At 55.2% G+C, this 16,590-nt stretch carries 12 protein-coding genes; 8 read left to right on the top strand and 4 right to left on the bottom strand.

From position 1 onward, the window contains the following. Positions 1 to 121 precede the first annotated feature (121 nt). The 7 genes from HV237_RS06855 to csiE all read left to right on the top strand — a co-directional run bounded on the left by HV237_RS06855 (position 122) and on the right by csiE (position 8,430). Complete coding sequence (locus HV237_RS06855) at positions 122 to 1,105, top strand: autoinducer 2 ABC transporter substrate-binding protein (protein ID WP_003037665.1); 984 nt, start codon at positions 122 to 124, stop codon at positions 1,103 to 1,105. A 103-nt stretch (positions 1,106 to 1,208) separates the two neighbouring features. Next, a complete protein-coding gene (locus HV237_RS06850) occupies positions 1,209 to 2,717 on the top strand; it encodes a sugar ABC transporter ATP-binding protein (RefSeq protein ID WP_047358245.1) in 1,509 nt (502 codons plus the stop codon). Continuing rightward, entirely contained in the window at positions 2,710 to 3,699 is a 990-nt protein-coding gene (locus HV237_RS06845; protein WP_047358246.1) for an ABC transporter permease, read from the top strand. The genes HV237_RS06850 and HV237_RS06845 overlap by 8 nt, the downstream gene beginning before the upstream one ends. A 1-nt stretch (position 3,700) precedes the next feature. Continuing rightward, entirely contained in the window at positions 3,701 to 4,654 is a 954-nt protein-coding gene (locus tag HV237_RS06840) for an ABC transporter permease (RefSeq protein ID WP_003037658.1), read from the top strand. Between the two features lie 17 nt (positions 4,655 to 4,671). Further along, positions 4,672 to 6,309, top strand: coding sequence for an FGGY-family carbohydrate kinase (locus HV237_RS06835; RefSeq protein WP_003847100.1), 1,638 nt, complete (start codon positions 4,672 to 4,674; stop codon positions 6,307 to 6,309). Further along, the gene (locus tag HV237_RS06830) at positions 6,306 to 6,905 is read left to right on the top strand and encodes an SIS domain-containing protein (RefSeq protein WP_047358248.1); all 600 of its coding nucleotides are present in this window, start codon (positions 6,306 to 6,308) and stop codon (positions 6,903 to 6,905) included. Before HV237_RS06835 ends, HV237_RS06830 begins: the two co-directional genes overlap by 4 nt. Positions 6,906 to 7,152: 247 nt before the next feature. Continuing rightward, a complete protein-coding gene (gene csiE / locus HV237_RS06825; protein WP_047358249.1) occupies positions 7,153 to 8,430 on the top strand; it encodes a stationary phase inducible protein CsiE in 1,278 nt (425 codons plus the stop codon). On the opposite strand, the gene HV237_RS06820 is transcribed toward csiE, so the two are convergent. The 4 genes from HV237_RS06820 to HV237_RS06805 form a co-directional block, all read right to left on the bottom strand. Then, on the bottom strand, positions 8,425 to 9,573 hold the full coding sequence (locus HV237_RS06820) for a 3-phenylpropionate MFS transporter (RefSeq protein WP_016154017.1): 1,149 nt from the start codon (positions 9,571 to 9,573) through the stop codon (positions 8,425 to 8,427). The genes csiE and HV237_RS06820 overlap by 6 nt on opposite strands. Positions 9,574 to 9,660: 87 nt before the next feature. Beyond that, positions 9,661 to 10,503 (bottom strand): aldose 1-epimerase, encoded by an 843-nt coding sequence (locus tag HV237_RS06815; protein WP_046275224.1) that lies wholly within the window; start codon positions 10,501 to 10,503, stop codon positions 9,661 to 9,663. Next, positions 10,503 to 11,942, bottom strand: a complete 1,440-nt coding sequence (locus HV237_RS06810; RefSeq protein WP_046275225.1) for a sugar porter family MFS transporter — start codon at positions 11,940 to 11,942, stop codon at positions 10,503 to 10,505. Before HV237_RS06810 ends, HV237_RS06815 begins: the two co-directional genes overlap by 1 nt. A 72-nt stretch (positions 11,943 to 12,014) precedes the next feature. Continuing rightward, entirely contained in the window at positions 12,015 to 15,281 is a 3,267-nt protein-coding gene (locus tag HV237_RS06805; protein WP_047358250.1) for a DUF5107 domain-containing protein, read from the bottom strand. A gap of 114 nt (positions 15,282 to 15,395) precedes the next feature. Here HV237_RS06805 and HV237_RS06800 point away from each other — a divergent pair, with 114 nt between their 5' ends. Beyond that, positions 15,396 to 16,589, top strand: a complete 1,194-nt coding sequence (locus tag HV237_RS06800) for an ROK family transcriptional regulator (protein ID WP_047358251.1) — start codon at positions 15,396 to 15,398, stop codon at positions 16,587 to 16,589. Position 16,590: the final 1 nt, after the last annotated feature.

Below are 16,590 nucleotides of genomic sequence, written 5' to 3'. Positions count from 1 at the left end.
TTTCCATAAAATTACAATAATGGGCATCGATCACATTCACCAAACTTGTAATTCATTCCCTCTTCCATTCGTTGTTAACTTCACGCCGTGACATGTCCTGCCCCCTACGAAAGGTACAACTATGAAATTCAAACTCGCATTACTCAGTGCAACCCTGGTTTCTGCATGCATGTTGTCCGGCACGTCCTTTGCGGCGGAAAAATATGAAATTGCTGTGGTTGCCAAAGTCACCGGGATTCCGTGGTTTAACCGGATGGAAACCGGTGTTAATGAAGCAGCAAAAAAACTGGATGTGAATGCTTACCAGACCGGGCCTTCCACGCCGGATCCGGCACAGCAGGTCAAAGTGATTGAAGATCTGATCGCCAAAAACGTCAACGCCATCATCGTGGTACCGAATGATGCCAAGGTCCTTGAGCCAGTACTGAAAAAAGCGCGCGATAAAGGCATTGTCGTTCTGACGCACGAATCCCCGGATGAGCAAATTGGCCAATGGGATATCGAAACCATCGATAGTGAAAAATACGCGCAGGCCAACGTCGATGAGTTAGCAAAAAACATGGGCGGCAAAGGGGGTTACGCCATCTATGTCGGTTCACTGACGGTGCCGCTGCATAACGCGTGGGCGGATTATGCAATTAAGTACCAGAAAGAAAAATATCCGGAAATGTTTGAGGTCACTTCACGTCTGCCGGTCGCGGAAAGCATCGATAAATCCTACGCCACGACGCTGGACCTGATGAAAACCTATCCGCAGATGAAAGGCATTATCGGTTTCGGCTCGCTGGGTCCAATCGGGGCGGGTCAGGCTGTGCAGAAAAAACGCGCCAAAGATAAAATCGCCGTTGTCGGGATTGCAATGCCAGCACAGGCTGCACCTTACCTGATGCGCGGTGATATCAAAAAAGCGCTGCTGTGGGATCCAAAAGACGCGGGTTACGCGCTGGTAACGGTTGCCGATCAGCTGTTGCAGGGCAAAGAAGTTAACGCCGACCTGAGTATCGATGGTTTAGGGAAAGCCGATATCGACACGGAGAAGAAAGTGATCCGCTTTAACAAGATCCTCGAAGTCACCAAAGACAACGCACAATCACTTGGTTTCTAAGGCTTTAGCCAACACCAGGGAACCTTAACGCCGGCCGTCTGGCCGGCGCTATCAACCAAACTAACACTCAGCGTCCATCCGGGCGCTCGCAGGGGTATTGTCCATGGCAGACACCACCGCATTTATCACTCTTGAGAATATCAGCAAACAATTCCCGGGCGTGCTGGCGCTGGATAACGTGAATCTGACGCTGAGAAAAGGCGAAGTTCACTGTCTGGCGGGTCAAAACGGCTGTGGTAAAAGTACCATTATTAAAGTGATCTCCGGAGTTTATCATCCGGAAAAAGGCGCGCAGATTTTACTCGATGGCAAATTGTTCCATCACCTGACGCCGCAGCTCTCTTCCCATTATGGCATTCAGGTTATTTATCAGGACCTGTCGTTGTTCCCTAACTTTAGCGTCGCGGAGAATATCGCGGTCAACCGCTATCTGCCCGGTGGCGATATCTGGGTACGTCGTGGCGCCATGAAGCAGCAGGCGCTGGCAGCCATGAAGCGCATCGGTGTGAACATCGATCCCGATAAAAAGGTTGAAAAACTCTCGATTGCCGACCGACAACTGGTCGCCATTTGCCGGGCGATTGCCGCCGACGCGCGTCTGGTGATTATGGACGAGCCCACCGCCTCACTAACCCGTCAGGAGGTTAATGGCCTGCTACGGGTCGTTAACGAACTAAAAGCTGCCGGAATTTGTGTAGTGTTTGTCAGCCACCGTCTGGATGAGGTGATGGAAGTGGCTGACCGCATCAGCGTGATGCGCGACGGCAAACTGGTGGGCACTTATCCTGCCAGCGAACTCGACAGCCACGAGCTGGCTTTCCTGATGACCGGACAACGCTTCCACTATAGCCCGCTGCCGGAAAGACCCGCTATTGAGCAAGAGCCCCTGCTGGAGCTGCGCAACCTCAGCCGCAGAGGCAAATACCAAAACATTAATCTGTCGCTGCACGGCGGCGAGATTGTCTCCATTGTGGGCCTGCTGGGCGCCGGACGCACCGAACTTTGTCTGAGCCTGTTTGGCATGACGCACCCAGAAAGCGGTGAGATTCGCATTAACGGCCAGCCGGTCACTCTTCGCAATAACCATGATGCCATCAAACATGGGATCGGCTACGTCTCAGAAGATCGCCTAACGCAGGGGCTGATCATGGAGCAGTCGATCTACGACAACACCATCGTCACGGTGTTTGATCAACTGCATACTGGCAGCGGCCTGCTCGATCACCGTAAAGCGCAAAAGCTGGTCGCCGATTTGATCCGCGAGCTGAATATCAAAGTGTCCGATCCACACCTGCCGGTTAAAACCCTTTCCGGCGGTAATGCCCAGCGTATCGCCATTGCCAAATGGGTGGCGACTAATCCCCGCATCCTGATCCTCGACTCCCCTACCGTAGGCGTAGATATCGCCAACAAAGAGGGTATTTACCAGATAGCCCGCGATCTGGCGGAACAGGGTATGGCGGTGCTGATGATTTGCGATGAAATCCCGGAAGCGTATTACAACAGCCACCGCGTGCTGGTGATGCGTCGCGGCAAGCTGGTGGCGGAATTTAATCCTCATCAGTGCCGTGAAGAGGAGATTGCTGAAGTGGTCGAGGTAATCAATGAATAAGATGCATCTCTCCCGTTTAATCGGGCAACATGAGTTTTGGCTGGGCCTGCTGGTTGTGGCCCTTGCCGTTGGGCTGAGCATCAGCACCGATGAGTTCTTGTCTTTGGGGAACCTGACGGATGTGGCTACCAGCTATGCGATTCTCGGCATCCTTGCCTGCGGGCTGTTTGTGGTGCTGATTTCCGGTGGGATCGACATCTCATTTCCGGCGATGACCGCGATAGCCCAGTATGCGATGGCCAGTTGGGTTATCGGCCACGGCGGCAACTTCGCGTTGGCGTTAATCATCGCGATTGCGGTGGGTCTGCTGCTGGGACTTATTAATGGCTTCCTGGTCTACTGGCTGCGCGTTCCGGCCATCATCATTACCATCGCCACGTTGAACGTTTACTACGGTGTGCTGGTGTACGCCACCAAAGGCACCTGGCTGTACGGCTTTCCGGACTGGTTTATGAACGGCATCAATTGGTTCTCGTTCACCGCGGCGGATGGCTACGACTACGGCTTGACACTGCCCCTGCTGTGCCTGGCGGCTGTGATCATCTTTACCGCCGTGCTGATGAACTATACCCGTCTTGGCCGTCAGGTTTACGCCATGGGCGGTAATCGTGATGCGGCCTCGCGTCTGGGACTGAATCTGCTGAAGCTGCATTTCTACGTGTATGGCTACATGGGTATTCTGGCAGGCGTTGCCGCCGTGGTTCAGGCGCAAATCACCCAGTCAGTTGCGCCCAATTCGCTGCTCGGCTTTGAGTTGACGGTGCTGGCGGCGGTCGTGCTCGGCGGAACCAGCATGAGCGGCGGACGCGGCACATTAACCGGAACCCTGCTCGGCGTGGTTCTGCTGGCCTTCTTACAAAATGGCCTGACGCTGCTCAGCGTCTCCTCTTACTGGCACACCGTGTTCAGCGGCGCCATTATCCTGGTCAGCATTAGCGCCACGGCCTGGAACGAAAAACGCAAACTGGCAAGGGAGCTTTGAGATGAAAACAATCGCCAGATTTTTACCCGGTGATGCCATCATTCGTCTGCAATGCGTCATTATTGTGGTCGTCGCCCTGGTCTTCTCGGCCCTGCTCGGCAGCCGTTTTTTCAGCGTCGCTAACTTCCAGTCGATTGGCTCGCAACTGCCGATCCTTGGCATGCTGGCCCTCGGGATGGGTATGACCATGCTGACCGGCGGCATAAACCTGTCGATAATTGCAGGAGCGAATGCCTGCTCGCTGGTAATGGCGGCGATTATCGTCACCCATCCGGATAACCCGCTGTTTCTGGTGCTGGCGCTGCTGGCAGGCGCTGCCGTGGCGGTCGCAATCGGTACGCTCAACGGCGCGCTGATTGCCTGGGTCGGGGTTTCGCCGATTCTCGCCACGCTCGGCACGATGACGCTTATCTCCGGGCTGAATATTCTGCTTTCCAATGGGACAGTGATTTCCGGTTTCCCGACCGCCATTCAATATCTTGGTAACGCCACGATTGCCGGTATTCCGGTAGCGCTGCTGCTCTTTTTCCTGGTGGCAATCCTGCTGTGGGTACTGCTGGAGCACACCACGCTTGGGCGCAGTCTGTATCTCGTGGGTTCCAATGAACAGGCTACCCGCTACAGCGGCGTAAATACCGTCCGGGTACAAATTTCCGTGTACGTGATTTCTGCCCTGCTCGGCTGGGTCGCCGCCATTCTGATGATGGCGAAATTCAACTCGGCAAAAGCCGGATACGGTGAGTCCTACCTGCTGGTCACCATCCTTGCCTCCGTCCTCGGCGGCATCAACCCGGATGGCGGTTTCGGGCGCATTATCGGCCTGGTACTGGCGCTGATTGTGCTGCAAATGCTGGAAAGCGGCCTTAACTTGCTGGGAGTGAGCAGCTATCTGACGATGGCCCTGTGGGGCGCGGTGCTGATCCTCTTTATCGCATTACAGAATCGTAAAGCCTGATTTCAGGAGAAAAAATTATGGCAAGTTACTTTATTGGTGTGGATGTCGGAACCGGAAGTGCCCGTGCCGGCGTGTTTGATCTCAACGGCAGAATGGTCGGCCAGGCCAGTCGGGCTATCGAGATTTACCGCCCGCAGGCCGATTTTGTTGAGCAGTCTTCCGATAACATCTGGCAGGCGGTGTGTAACGCGGTTCGCGATGCGATTAACCAGTCAGATATCAACCCAATCCAGGTGAAAGGTCTGGGCTTTGACGCTACCTGCTCACTGGTGGTGCTGGATAAAGAAGGTAAACCGCTGACCATCAGCCCGTCCGGGCGCAGCGAACAGAACATCATTGTGTGGATGGATCACCGCGCCATTACCCAGGCTGAACGCATTAACGCCCTGCATCATCGGGTGCTGGACTACGTTGGCGGCATTATCTCCCCGGAAATGCAAACGCCCAAGCTGCTGTGGCTGAAGCAGCATATGCCCAATACCTGGGCCAATGCGGGTTACTACTTTGATCTGCCCGATTTTCTGACCTGGCGCGCAACAGGCGATGACACACGCTCATTGTGTTCGACAGTGTGTAAATGGACCTATATGGGCCATGAAGACAAATGGGATGCCAGCTACTTCCGCCAGATTGGGCTGGAAGACCTGCTGGAACATGATGCTGCCAAAATTGGTCGCTACGTGAAAACCATGGGCGAACCTCTCGGTCACGGGCTGTCCGCGCGCGCCGCCAGCGAAATGGGACTGATTCCGGGGACCGCGGTCAGCGTCTCGATAATCGATGCCCACGCCGGCACACTCGGTACGCTCGGCGCAAGCGGAGTTTCCGGCGAGGTGGCGGATTTTGACCGTCGTGTCGCGCTAATTGGTGGCACCTCCACCGGACACATGGCGATTTCCAAAGAGCCGCGTTTTATCGGCGGCGTCTGGGGCCCTTACTACTCAGCCGTACTGCCGGAATACTGGCTCAATGAAGGCGGGCAGTCAGCAACCGGGGCGTTAATCGACCACGTTATTCAGTCGCACCCGTGTTACGAAACCCTGCTGACGCAGGCTAAGTCTCAGGGGCAAACCATTTATGAAGTGCTGAATGCGCTGCTGCGCAAAATGGCTGGTGAGCCGGAAGATATCGCCTTTTTGACCCGTGACATGCACATCCTGCCCTATTTCCACGGCAACCGCTCACCGCGCGCTAACCCCACGCTCACGGGAGCAATCACCGGACTGAAGCTGTCCCGCACGCCGGAAGATATGGCGCTCCAGTACCTCGCAACCATCCAGGCCATTGCGCTGGGAACGCGCCATATCATTGAAACGATGAACCAAAGCGGCTACACCATCGATACGATCATGGCCAGCGGCGGAGGGACGAAAAACCCGATCTTCGTTCAGGAGCATGCCAACGCCACCGGTTGCGCCATGCTGCTGCCTGAAGAGAGCGAAGCTATGCTGCTGGGCGGCGCGATGATGGGGACTATCGCCGCAGGCGTGTTTGACACGTTCCCGGAAGCGATGTCGGCGATGAGCCGGATAGGTAAAACGGTCACCCCGCAGACCAATCGCATTAAGCAGTACTACGATCGCAAATATCGGGTATTCCACGAGATGTATCAGGATCATATGAAATACCGCCAACTGATGCAGGAGGACGCATGAGTGACTCCTGGTCTCAGGCCACCGGCGTATTTCAGCTCTATAGCGATGCCCTCGCAGGTCTGGGACAGCATCTGACTGAACCGGTCTGGCAGTCGCTAATGGCGGAGCTGCGCGGTTGCCAGGGGAAAATCGTCGTCACTGGCGTCGGTACATCCGGTATTGCGGCGCGTAAAGTCGCGCACATGCTCGCCTGCGTGGAACGTCCGGCGATTTACCTCAACGCGACGGATGCGGCGCATGGCGATCTCGGTTTTTTACGCGCCGACGACCTGGTCATTATGCTATCACGCGGGGGAAATTCGGATGAACTCACCCGACTGCTGCCCGGGCTGGCTGCGAGAAATGTGCCCATCCTGAGCGTGACTGAAAACGCCGACTCAGCCATTGCTAAAGCGTCGAGGCTGGTGATTTCCACCGGCGTCCAGCGTGAGGCCGACCCGTTGAACATGTTGGCCACCACCTCAATTTTACTGGTCCTGGCTATCTTTGACGCCGCCTGCGCCTGTCTGATGAGCGAAAGCGGTTACTCAAAAGAGACGCTATTGTCTGTACATCCTGGCGGTGATGTGGGATTAACGCTGAGCCGCGAGCAGTAACAACAGACCGCGCATTTCCACTCGTCTTCTCAACCCGTCACCCTCAGGCGGGTTTTTTTATGTCTCAATAGAAGATAAAACAGTGAAAAAGCCAGTTAACGCGCTGCGTTCCACTCCTGCTATCTGTTCCGCACGTTAAAAATTCTGTGACGCTCTCCAGCATTCCTGGTGGAAAGCATTCCATTCTCCAAATCTATGAGCAAACTTTAGCTATTCTTATCAAACATACTTACGGGAGATCCTACAGATGATGTCAACGCTTGCTCCACCATCTGTACTTTCCGCTCCCCAGCGCCGTTGCCAGGTGCTGCTGACGCTTTTCCTGCCAGGGCAAATCGCTACAGCTCAAACCTTCAGTAGCCTCAATGGCGTTGATGATGCCACTGTTGAGGAAGATATTATTGGCGCAGGACTCGAAATCCAGCGCTATCACCGACTCGCGATTACCACCGCGCTGAATGGCGGCTATACGATCGAAGGGACCCCGCTAAATCAGCGCCTGTGTCTGTTACAGTGGCTGCGCCGCGGTCTGCGGATCTGCCCGACTTTCATCGCCCAGCATTTCACACCCGCATTAAAAATGGCGCTGAAACAACAAGGTATCGCGCGTACGCTGTATGACGACACCAATCTGCATGCGCTCATTAATCTGTGCTCCCGGCGCTTGCAGAAGCCGTTTGAGTACCGTGACATCCAGTTCCTGCGCCTGTATTTACAGTATTGTCTGCTACAGCATCACGCGGGAGTCACCCCGGAATTTAATCCGCTCCAGCAACGCTGGGCGCAATCCTGCGCAGAGTATCCGCTCGCGGAGGAAATTGGCCGCCACTGGCAGCGCCACGTCATGCAGAGTGCGCCGCCGGGCGAATCGCTGTTTATGGCGTTGCTGTTCTCAATGCTCCGTATCCCCGACCCAGTGCGCGATAACCACCAGCAGGATCGTCGCCTGCGCCTTGCTATTGCACGGCTGGTGCTGCGTTTTCGCGAGTATGGCAATGTGCGCTTCAGCGATGAGCAAGGACTGAACGATCAGCTGTATATTCACCTTGCCCAGGCGCTTAACCGCAGCGTGTTTGCCATTGGCATTGATAACACGCTGCCGGAGGAGTTCAGCCGACTTTATCCCCGTCTGGTTCGTACTACCCGCGAGGCGATACATGGCTTCGAAGCGGAGTACGATGTGCAGTTTTCAGAAGAAGAGATCGGGCTGGTCGCCGTTATTTTCGGTGCCTGGCTGATGCAGGAGAAGGATTTGCACGAGAAGCAGATTATCCTGCTGACCGGCAACAATGAACAACTTGAAGCGCATATTGAGCAACAGCTGCGCGAACTGACGCTGCTGCCGCTCAACGTAAAACATATGCCGATGCAGGACTTTCAAAAACAGGGTTCGCCGCGCGGAGTCACGCTGATTATTACGCCGTATACCACGCCGCTGCCGCTGTTTTCACCGCCGTTGATTCATGCGGATCTGGCACTTACGCCGCATCAGCAGCAGCAGATCCGCAAAATCCTCGAATCATAACGTTGCAGGCTGCGCCACCACCTTCGGGCGCAGAAAGATTGCCGGTAGCGCCACCAGCGCCATCACCCAGAATACGCCGTTGCCCAGATTCTGGTACAGGTAGCCTGCGAATACGGTCATGATGGCGATGCTGCCGCCCATCGCCACCGCAGAATACACCGCCTGCAAACGTATCACTTCGCTGCCCTGGCGCGTCGCGATATAGCGCATTGCCGCCAGGTGGCAGACGGTAAAGGTTCCGCAATGGAGGATTTGCACCACAATCAGCCACGGTAGCTCAGTGCTCCAGCCCATCAACCCCCAACGGGCCACGCCGCAAACGGCGGAAAGCAGCAGCAAATCGCGCGCGCTAAAGCGGCGGAATAGCTTGTGACTGAGCGCAAAAATAATCACTTCCGCCACCACACCTAATGACCACAAATAGCCCACCGCCGAAGCGGAATATCCGGCAGACTGCCAGTAGATGGCGCTGAAACCGTAATAAGCGGCATGCGCACCTTGCAACAGACTCACGCAGGCCAGAAAACGCCAGCTTTGGGTTATCAACACGCGCCAGGCGGGCCATCCCGCGCTCTCCTGCTGACGGTTTTCCCCCGCTGGCTGCACGCTCGGGCGGATCATCATCCCCAATAGCATCGACGCGACGCCAAGCGACAGCAGGACCAGGATCACCCGATAGTCAAACAGGCTGACCAGCTTGCCGGTCAGCGCGGAGCCAATCACAAAGGCAACGGATCCCCACAGTCTTACCCGACCGTAGTCCATGGTTATCTGTTTTTGCCAGGTGTTGGCCAGCGCGTCGGTTAACGGCACCAGCGGCGAGAAAAACAGGTTAAAGCCGACCATCACCACCATCAGCCACGCCACGTTGGTGCCCGCCCAGAAGGCCAGCGCAAACACCAGCGTCAACAGGGCCAGAATACGTAAAGCGGAGATCAGACGAGAGGGATCGCTTACACGCGGCGCAATCAGCAAACTGCCGAGAAAACGGGCAATCAGCCCCGCGCCCAGCAGTAAACCGATGGTTTCCGGCGTCAGCCCCAGCCCTTCGAGCCAGACGCTCCAGAAAGGCAGAAAAATACCGTAGCTAAAGAAGTAGGTGAAATAACCGAGCGCCAGCCAGCGCGTGGAATGCAAAGCCATGAATCCCTCCCGTTTGGAGGCGATAGTCTGGCGACAAACGCAGGCTGGCGCAAGAGAGCATTAACAGGCAGATAACATGATTTTGCCCTATTCGACGCAAATCTGCATCGCAAAATGGCAGCGTTCTCCCTGCGCTAAAACCTGCAATCCCGGCTGCCCCTGCATGTGGTGGGCATTCACCGGATGCGTTTGCGGCTCCAGGCACAAGAACTCCTCACCCGACATTCTGAACAGCATCAACCATGGAGTTTGCGCTAAAATCGTGACTTTCATCACATCTCGCTGAATAACGGCCCGCCCGCTCCAGCCAGAATATCCAACGTTCAGCCAGCTATCCTCGCCGTATTGCGCGTACATGAAATCCGCCGCTGGAGGGATTTCACGTTGCCATTCCAGCGGCAGATGCTGTTCCCCCTCCGGCCAGTAGCCGCCGGTGGTGAATTGCGCCGTGCTGTGCTTATCAAAAGCGAAAAACGGATGGAACCCACAGCCATAAATCATCGGCTGTTCACCGCAATGGGTGAGCGTCAACGAGACGTGCAGGCTTGAGGTTTCCAGTTGATAGCAAAGTTGCGCCGTATAGTCATAGCCACAGGGATGCCAACTGCGCAACTGCAGCAAACAACCGCTTTGGGTCACGGTGATAACCTGCCAGCGTTGCAGCCAGCCGTCACCGTGCAGGAAAAAGGTGTCATCTGCGCCATGTTGAGGTAACACCACCTCTTCACCGCGCAGCATAAAACGATTTCCCGCCACCCGATTCGCGACCGGCAGCATCGGGAACAGGCCGCAATCACCGGGCTGCTGACCATGACCTTCGCGTAAAATTGCCTGTTGATGTTGTAACGAAACCAGACTTAATAGCGAACCGCCCTGCGGATCTACGCACATCCGCAGATGTGCGTTTTGTAGCATCAGCAGACCATCCATTAGCGAGCGCTTCGTTGTTGGGCTGATGCGCCAACTTTCGTATGCTGCGCCGCCAGCTGCTCTTCCAGCGCTTCCAGCGTCACGCCTTTGGTTTCCGGAACATTACGCAGAACATACATGAATCCCATCGCGCAAATCACACCGTACAACAGGAAGCTTCCCGACGCGCCCAGACTCGCATTGAGCAGCGGGAAAGTATAGGTCAGCAGGAAGCAGGCAATCCACAGCGCTAGCGTACCGAGCGACATCGCCAGCCCGCGGACGCGGTTAGGGAAAATTTCAGACAGCAGCACCCAGGTCACCGGGGCCAGCGTCAGGGCATAAATAGCGATCGCCGCCAGCACCAGAACCAGAACCGGCCAACCCATAATGCCCAACCCGTACGCCCCGGCAATCAGCATATAGATAACCGTTAATCCTGACGCCCCGAACAACATCAGTTTACGGCGACCAATTTTGTCTACTAACGGCAGAGCGGCAAGGGTAAAGACCAGATTGATGATCCCTGTCGCCACGATCGATTTTAACGTACCGTTGATGTCGAATCCGGCAGAGGCGAAGATCTCCTGCGCATAGTTGAAAATAACGTTGATCCCACACCACTGCTGGAACACTGCCAGCACCATTCCAATAATCACGATCGGTTTGATCTGCGGTTGTAACAGCGTTGACCACGCGACCTTGTGATTATCTTTTTGCAACGTATGTTCAATCTCTTTCAGCGTTTGACCAGCATATTCCGCCGAACCAATGCGCTGCAGCATGGTACGCGCACGATCGGCTTTGCCTGCTTTCACCAGCCAGCGCGGCGATTCAGGTACAAAGAACATCAGTACCAGGAAAATTATCGCGGGCACTAATTCAGCGCCAAACATCCAACGCCAGCCCGTCTGACCGTTCCAGCTTTCCACAATCGCCTGCTGCGTAGCGCCTGAGGCTACTGGTTCGGCAATCATCAGGTTGATAAGCTGCGCCGCCAGTACGCCAATCACGATAGTGAGCTGGTTAACGGCAACAAAGCGCCCACGCTTTTCAGCCGGACTAACCTCGGCGATATACAACGGGCTTAGCGCAGACGCCAGACCAATCCCCACGCCTCCAACGATGCGATAAACAATAAACATGTCGAAATTACTGGCGACGGCAGTTCCCCAGGCGGAAGCGCTAAAGAGGATCGCCGAGAGAATCAGCGGCATCTTTCGGCCAAACTTATCGGCGCACCATCCGGAAATCAGCGCGCCAAAGATACAACCGACCAAAGCCGAACTCATCGCCCAGCCGGATTGCGCCGGATCGGTAATCGAGAAATAGGCTTCATAGAAGGGTTTTGCCCCACCGATCACCACCCAGTCATAGCCAAACAGTAAACCACCGCAGGCCGCAACCAGGCAGATAGTCCAGACGTAACCAATCTTTAAATGTGTCTGCGCGTTATTCATTATGATTCCTCTTTCAGGGAAACGCAGGGGACAGTAGGTTTCGGGTGAGGTTGCCCCCACCCATTTCGGGTGTTACTGGAAAAGCCTTACGTTAATGGCGTGACGCAGCAGTAATGCCTTGTCATGCGCCGGATTGAGCTGCAGGAGTGCGTCAAGATCGCGCTGGCAAGCAGCACTATTTCCCAACCCCAGATGCCCGAGCACACTGATAAACAGGCAGTGTTGCTGGTGTTTTGCTTGTGCTGAGGTATCCAGCACCACCAGATCGGGTAGCGATACGGCAAAGAAATCGACATCCGGGACATTGTCGCGATGCGATTCAACCCATTGCAGGAAGCTATTAAACAGAGCGTTCGCCTGAGCATCATCGCCAAGTTTTCTCTGCGCCATACCCTGCCAGAAGAGATAATCCACAGGCTGGTCGTTGTAGTAACGGCCGGCATCCAGTGTGCTACCGCCGCGCGTCGCACGGGAGAAGTAACGCTGGGATTCATCAAAACACCCCTGCTGCTGCGCGCAATGTCCCAGTAAATACCAGATGTCGTTATCCGTTTGTCCGGGTAAACGCCCCTCCCCGAGGTTTTGCGGGTAGTGCAACGCCTGTTGCAACTGCGCGATGGCGGTTTGCGGGTCGCCGGACTGAATGGCAGCCAGCGCACGATGCATCTGATTCAGCAGATATTGCCCGGTGGCTTTGCCTTCACCACCTTCCCACGGATGGAACACGCGCTCACGTAATACTGCTGCGGCATCGTCGTAACGCCCTAATCCATTCCACAGACTGAGCAGTTCCACCGTCAGATCGTCACGATGGAAGACAATCTCTTTGCTGGCTTCCAGTCGCTGCAGGCGCAGCTCAGCCGGTTGCGCCATCAGCTTCTTGAGATAGTCGAGTTCAAACAGGAAACGGGCATTTTGCGGCTCCAGTGCCACGGCCTGCGACAGATACTGCATCGCCCGCTGCGCATCATGCAGTTTGTTCCAGGCATAGATCCCCAGTAAGCGGTGTACAGGAGCGAAATCCGCTTCCTGCGCAAGGGTAAACTGCCAGCAGGATACCGCTTCGGCATAACGCCGTTTGCTGTACCAGAAACAGCCAAGTAAATAGCGGGCAAAAGCGCTCTGTTCGAGGGTTTGCAGCATCTGCACTTCATCCAGCGTATTGGGGAAACGAACGCGGTTTTGCAGGCATTCGCGGGCACGTTCGATGAAGGGTTGTGGGTTGTCACTTAGCGAGGCGCGCCACAGCATAGGCAGCGTTTCCTGGCTGTCGAGCAGTTCCAGCACGCCACGGGCAGCATCCTTTTGCCCCAATGAGATCAACCAGCCTGCCAGTTCACACGCGTTGGTACCGCGCCGCCCGGTAATCGAGATCAGCGCTTGCGCCGTCGCCTCGTCCTGACATATGGCCCAGCGCGCATAGTGCAGGGTGTAGCTCAGAGGATAATCAACCAGCTGTTGGCGAATGTAGTCCAGGGCTTGCGGAATGCGATCAAGTTTTGCCAGCGCCAGCGCTTTCAGTCCCATCGCCAGGTTATTACTGCCGTTAAAGCGCAGGCTCTGCTCGACTTTTTCCAACGCGCCAACGTAGTCCTGACGCTTCATCGCCAGACGCGCTAACGACCAGAAAGCCGCATCCCGACAGTTGCCGCTCCAACTGGCCTTATAATAATTATCCCAAGCGCTGTCATTGTCGCCCTGACGTTCCTGTGCGGCGGCCAGCAGCATGCTCGCCTCGCCATCACGCGGATTTTTATTGAGCTTATGCGCCCGTTCCAGCGCCTTACCCGCACAATGCGCCGCCAGCGCCCAGTCTGCGCGGTTTAGCGCCAGCGTCCCCAGGGCCACATTATTGCGGTAATCCAGCGGATCAACATCCAGCGCGCGGCGATAATAATCTTCAGCATAGCGGCTGGCATGGTTGTACTGCTCCAGATGCTGACCAATAAAATAGAGTTCATCGGTATTAGAGAGTGCTTCTGGCTGTGCTGGCGCGACGGCCGCCGAAGGCAGCGGTAACTCTTGCGCGATGTGCTCTTCGTACTGCAAAAGCGTAGCGCCATCGGCGTTAGTGACGGTCATTGTCACCCGGGTATGGCCATTGTCTGACACATCAGTCAGCCAGCTCTGTCCCGGCTCCAGAGTGAGTGTATTTTCATAGAATGGCTGCCCGTGTGCGGCAAGCGTAACCTGAACATCGCGTAACGGCGCAATCGCATAAATGCCCACAGAAAGCTGGCGACTCTCACGCACCAGACGAAGCGCCAACTGCGTGCTGGCGTTTTGCACCATACCCAGTTCGCTGTAAGGCAGGAAGTTTTGCACGAAGATTTTCTCTTCGTACGGCGCAAGCCAGGTGAAATCCGGCTGGTTATCGGTAAAGACCCCGGTCATAAGTTCGATATACGGACCGTTGTCATCAGTGAGATTACGATCCCAGGCAACGCCAAAGTCGCCATAACCCCAAGTCCACTGTTTTTTCCCTGGCGAAACGTGGTGATCGGCCACATGCAGCAACCCACCGCGCTCGCCGTGATGCCAGGCACCAACAAAATCATAATCAGATTTTTCAGCCATATAGGAGGTCGGCACTGGTACGTTTTTGTAGCGCGAGATATCCACGCCAGCCGAATAGTCCACTTTGTAGTATGTGCCGGTGGCGATGGGAAACGCAGAGACATCGCGCTTACCGTGGTCGAATACCGCCGTCACATCCGGTGGAAACACGCTTTGGTGATCGTCGCCGCCCTTCACCGCCGGATTCGCCCACCATAAGAAGTGCCGCGGGGTAGCGTTACCGTTAAAAACCTTCCCGGTTATCTCGATCAACGCGCGATCCGGATACAGCGTGAATCCGGTCATGACCTGTAAACCACGCATGGGCTCTACTTCGCCCATCCAGACGGTGTATTCGCCCTGCTCACCCTGCTGTTGCGTAAAATCCACCGGCATAAAGGTGGTCGGGCGATGATGTTGCGGCCAGTTAAACTCAATGCCGCCAGAGATCCACGGCCCAAGCAGACCGACCAGCGCAGGTTTTACCACTTCGTTGTAGTAGACGAAGTCGCGCTGCTGCACTTTGTCATACGCTCGATGAATGCGTCCGCCTAACTCCGGCAGCAGCATGATGCGAATGAAGTCATTCTCCATCCATACCGCCTGATAGTCGCGCATTTCACGTTTGCCGGTCAGCGTATCAATCACGCCATAGGGATAAACCGCTCCTGAAGACCCCTGATAAACTCGCTTTTCCAGAAACATTGGGTTGGCGTCTTCTTCACCCGCTGTCCACGTGGGGAGGGTGATCGTTTCCTGCCAAACTTTTACTGAACCGTACATGCCGCGCTCCACTTAATAAACAAAAGTAAAAATTCAACTTGATGCTATTCTGCGGCAGTTAAGTGGCGTTAAAATGCACAATGCTCACGCAATATAGTTAAGGGAGTTAAGTGAATGCAGCGTTCGGGGTTCAACAACGCCAGGGTACGTCAGGCGAATAAACAGATTTTTTTGTCACATCTGTGGCGAGAAAAGCAGCTCAGCAAGTCACAGCTGGCGCAGCTCACCAGCCTGTCGATCCCGGCGGTTAGCAATATCCTCGAAGAACTGATGGATGAAGGAAGAATCAGCCATTCGCGAGAAACTTTAAGCCAGCGCGGTTTGAGCAGTGGCAGCTACCATTTGCCAGAAAAAGGTGCCTGGACGCTGTGTATCAACGTCACCCCCACCAGCATCACCAGTCAACTGGCGGATGCTCGGCTGGTTGCCGTCGGCGACTGGCAGCATGAAATCATCAACCCCGAATCGCCAAAAGCGCTGCTGACAGCATTGGCGGCGCACTGGCGGGAATACCGTCGACAATTTCCCGAGGTCACGATTAATCTGGCGCTTGGCGTTCACGGTCAGGTTGATCCGATAACCGGCGCATCAAAAACCATGCCTCAGGCGCCGTGGAAAACACCGGTGGAAATAAAATATCTGCTGGAGGAGATGCTCGGCGTACAGGTCCGGCTGGATAATGACTGCGTGATGCTGGCGCTGGCGGAAAAATGGCAAAACCCGGCGGCTAACGGTGATTTTTGCGTGATTAACGTTGATTACGGTATTGGCTCATCGTTTGTGATTAACGATAACATCTGGCGCGGGAGTCTGTATGGCAGCGGTCAGATTGGACATACCATCATTCATCCCGATGGGATCGCCTGTGACTGTGGCCGTTATGGCTGTCTGGAAACAGTGGCGTCATTGAGCGCGTTGAAAAAGCAGGCCCGCGTGTGGATGAAATCGCAGCCGACATCCCTTTACGACCCGGAAACGCTCACCACCGACCAACTTATTACTGCCTGGCAACACGGAGATGTTCGCATTCAGGCCTGGGCCGAACATGCCGCCAGCGCCATCGGCCTGAGTCTTTATAATTTTTTGAATATACTGAACATTAATCAAATATGGTTGTATGGTCGTAGCTGTGCATTTGGCGATAGCTGGCTCAATACGCTGGTACAGCAAACCGGGTTTAATCCGTTCGATCACGGCGATAACCCGCGTGCCAGAGCAACTCAGATAAGCTTCGGTCAGCTTAATCGCCCTCAGCAACTCATGGGAATTGGCTATCTTTATGTCGAATCACAGCTTAGCGAGCTGTAGT

The sequence above is a fragment of the Citrobacter sp. RHBSTW-00570 genome (assembly GCF_013739755.1).
Lineage (GTDB): Bacteria > Pseudomonadota > Gammaproteobacteria > Enterobacterales > Enterobacteriaceae > Citrobacter > Citrobacter braakii.
This window is presented reverse-complemented; position numbering and strand designations above follow the sequence as displayed.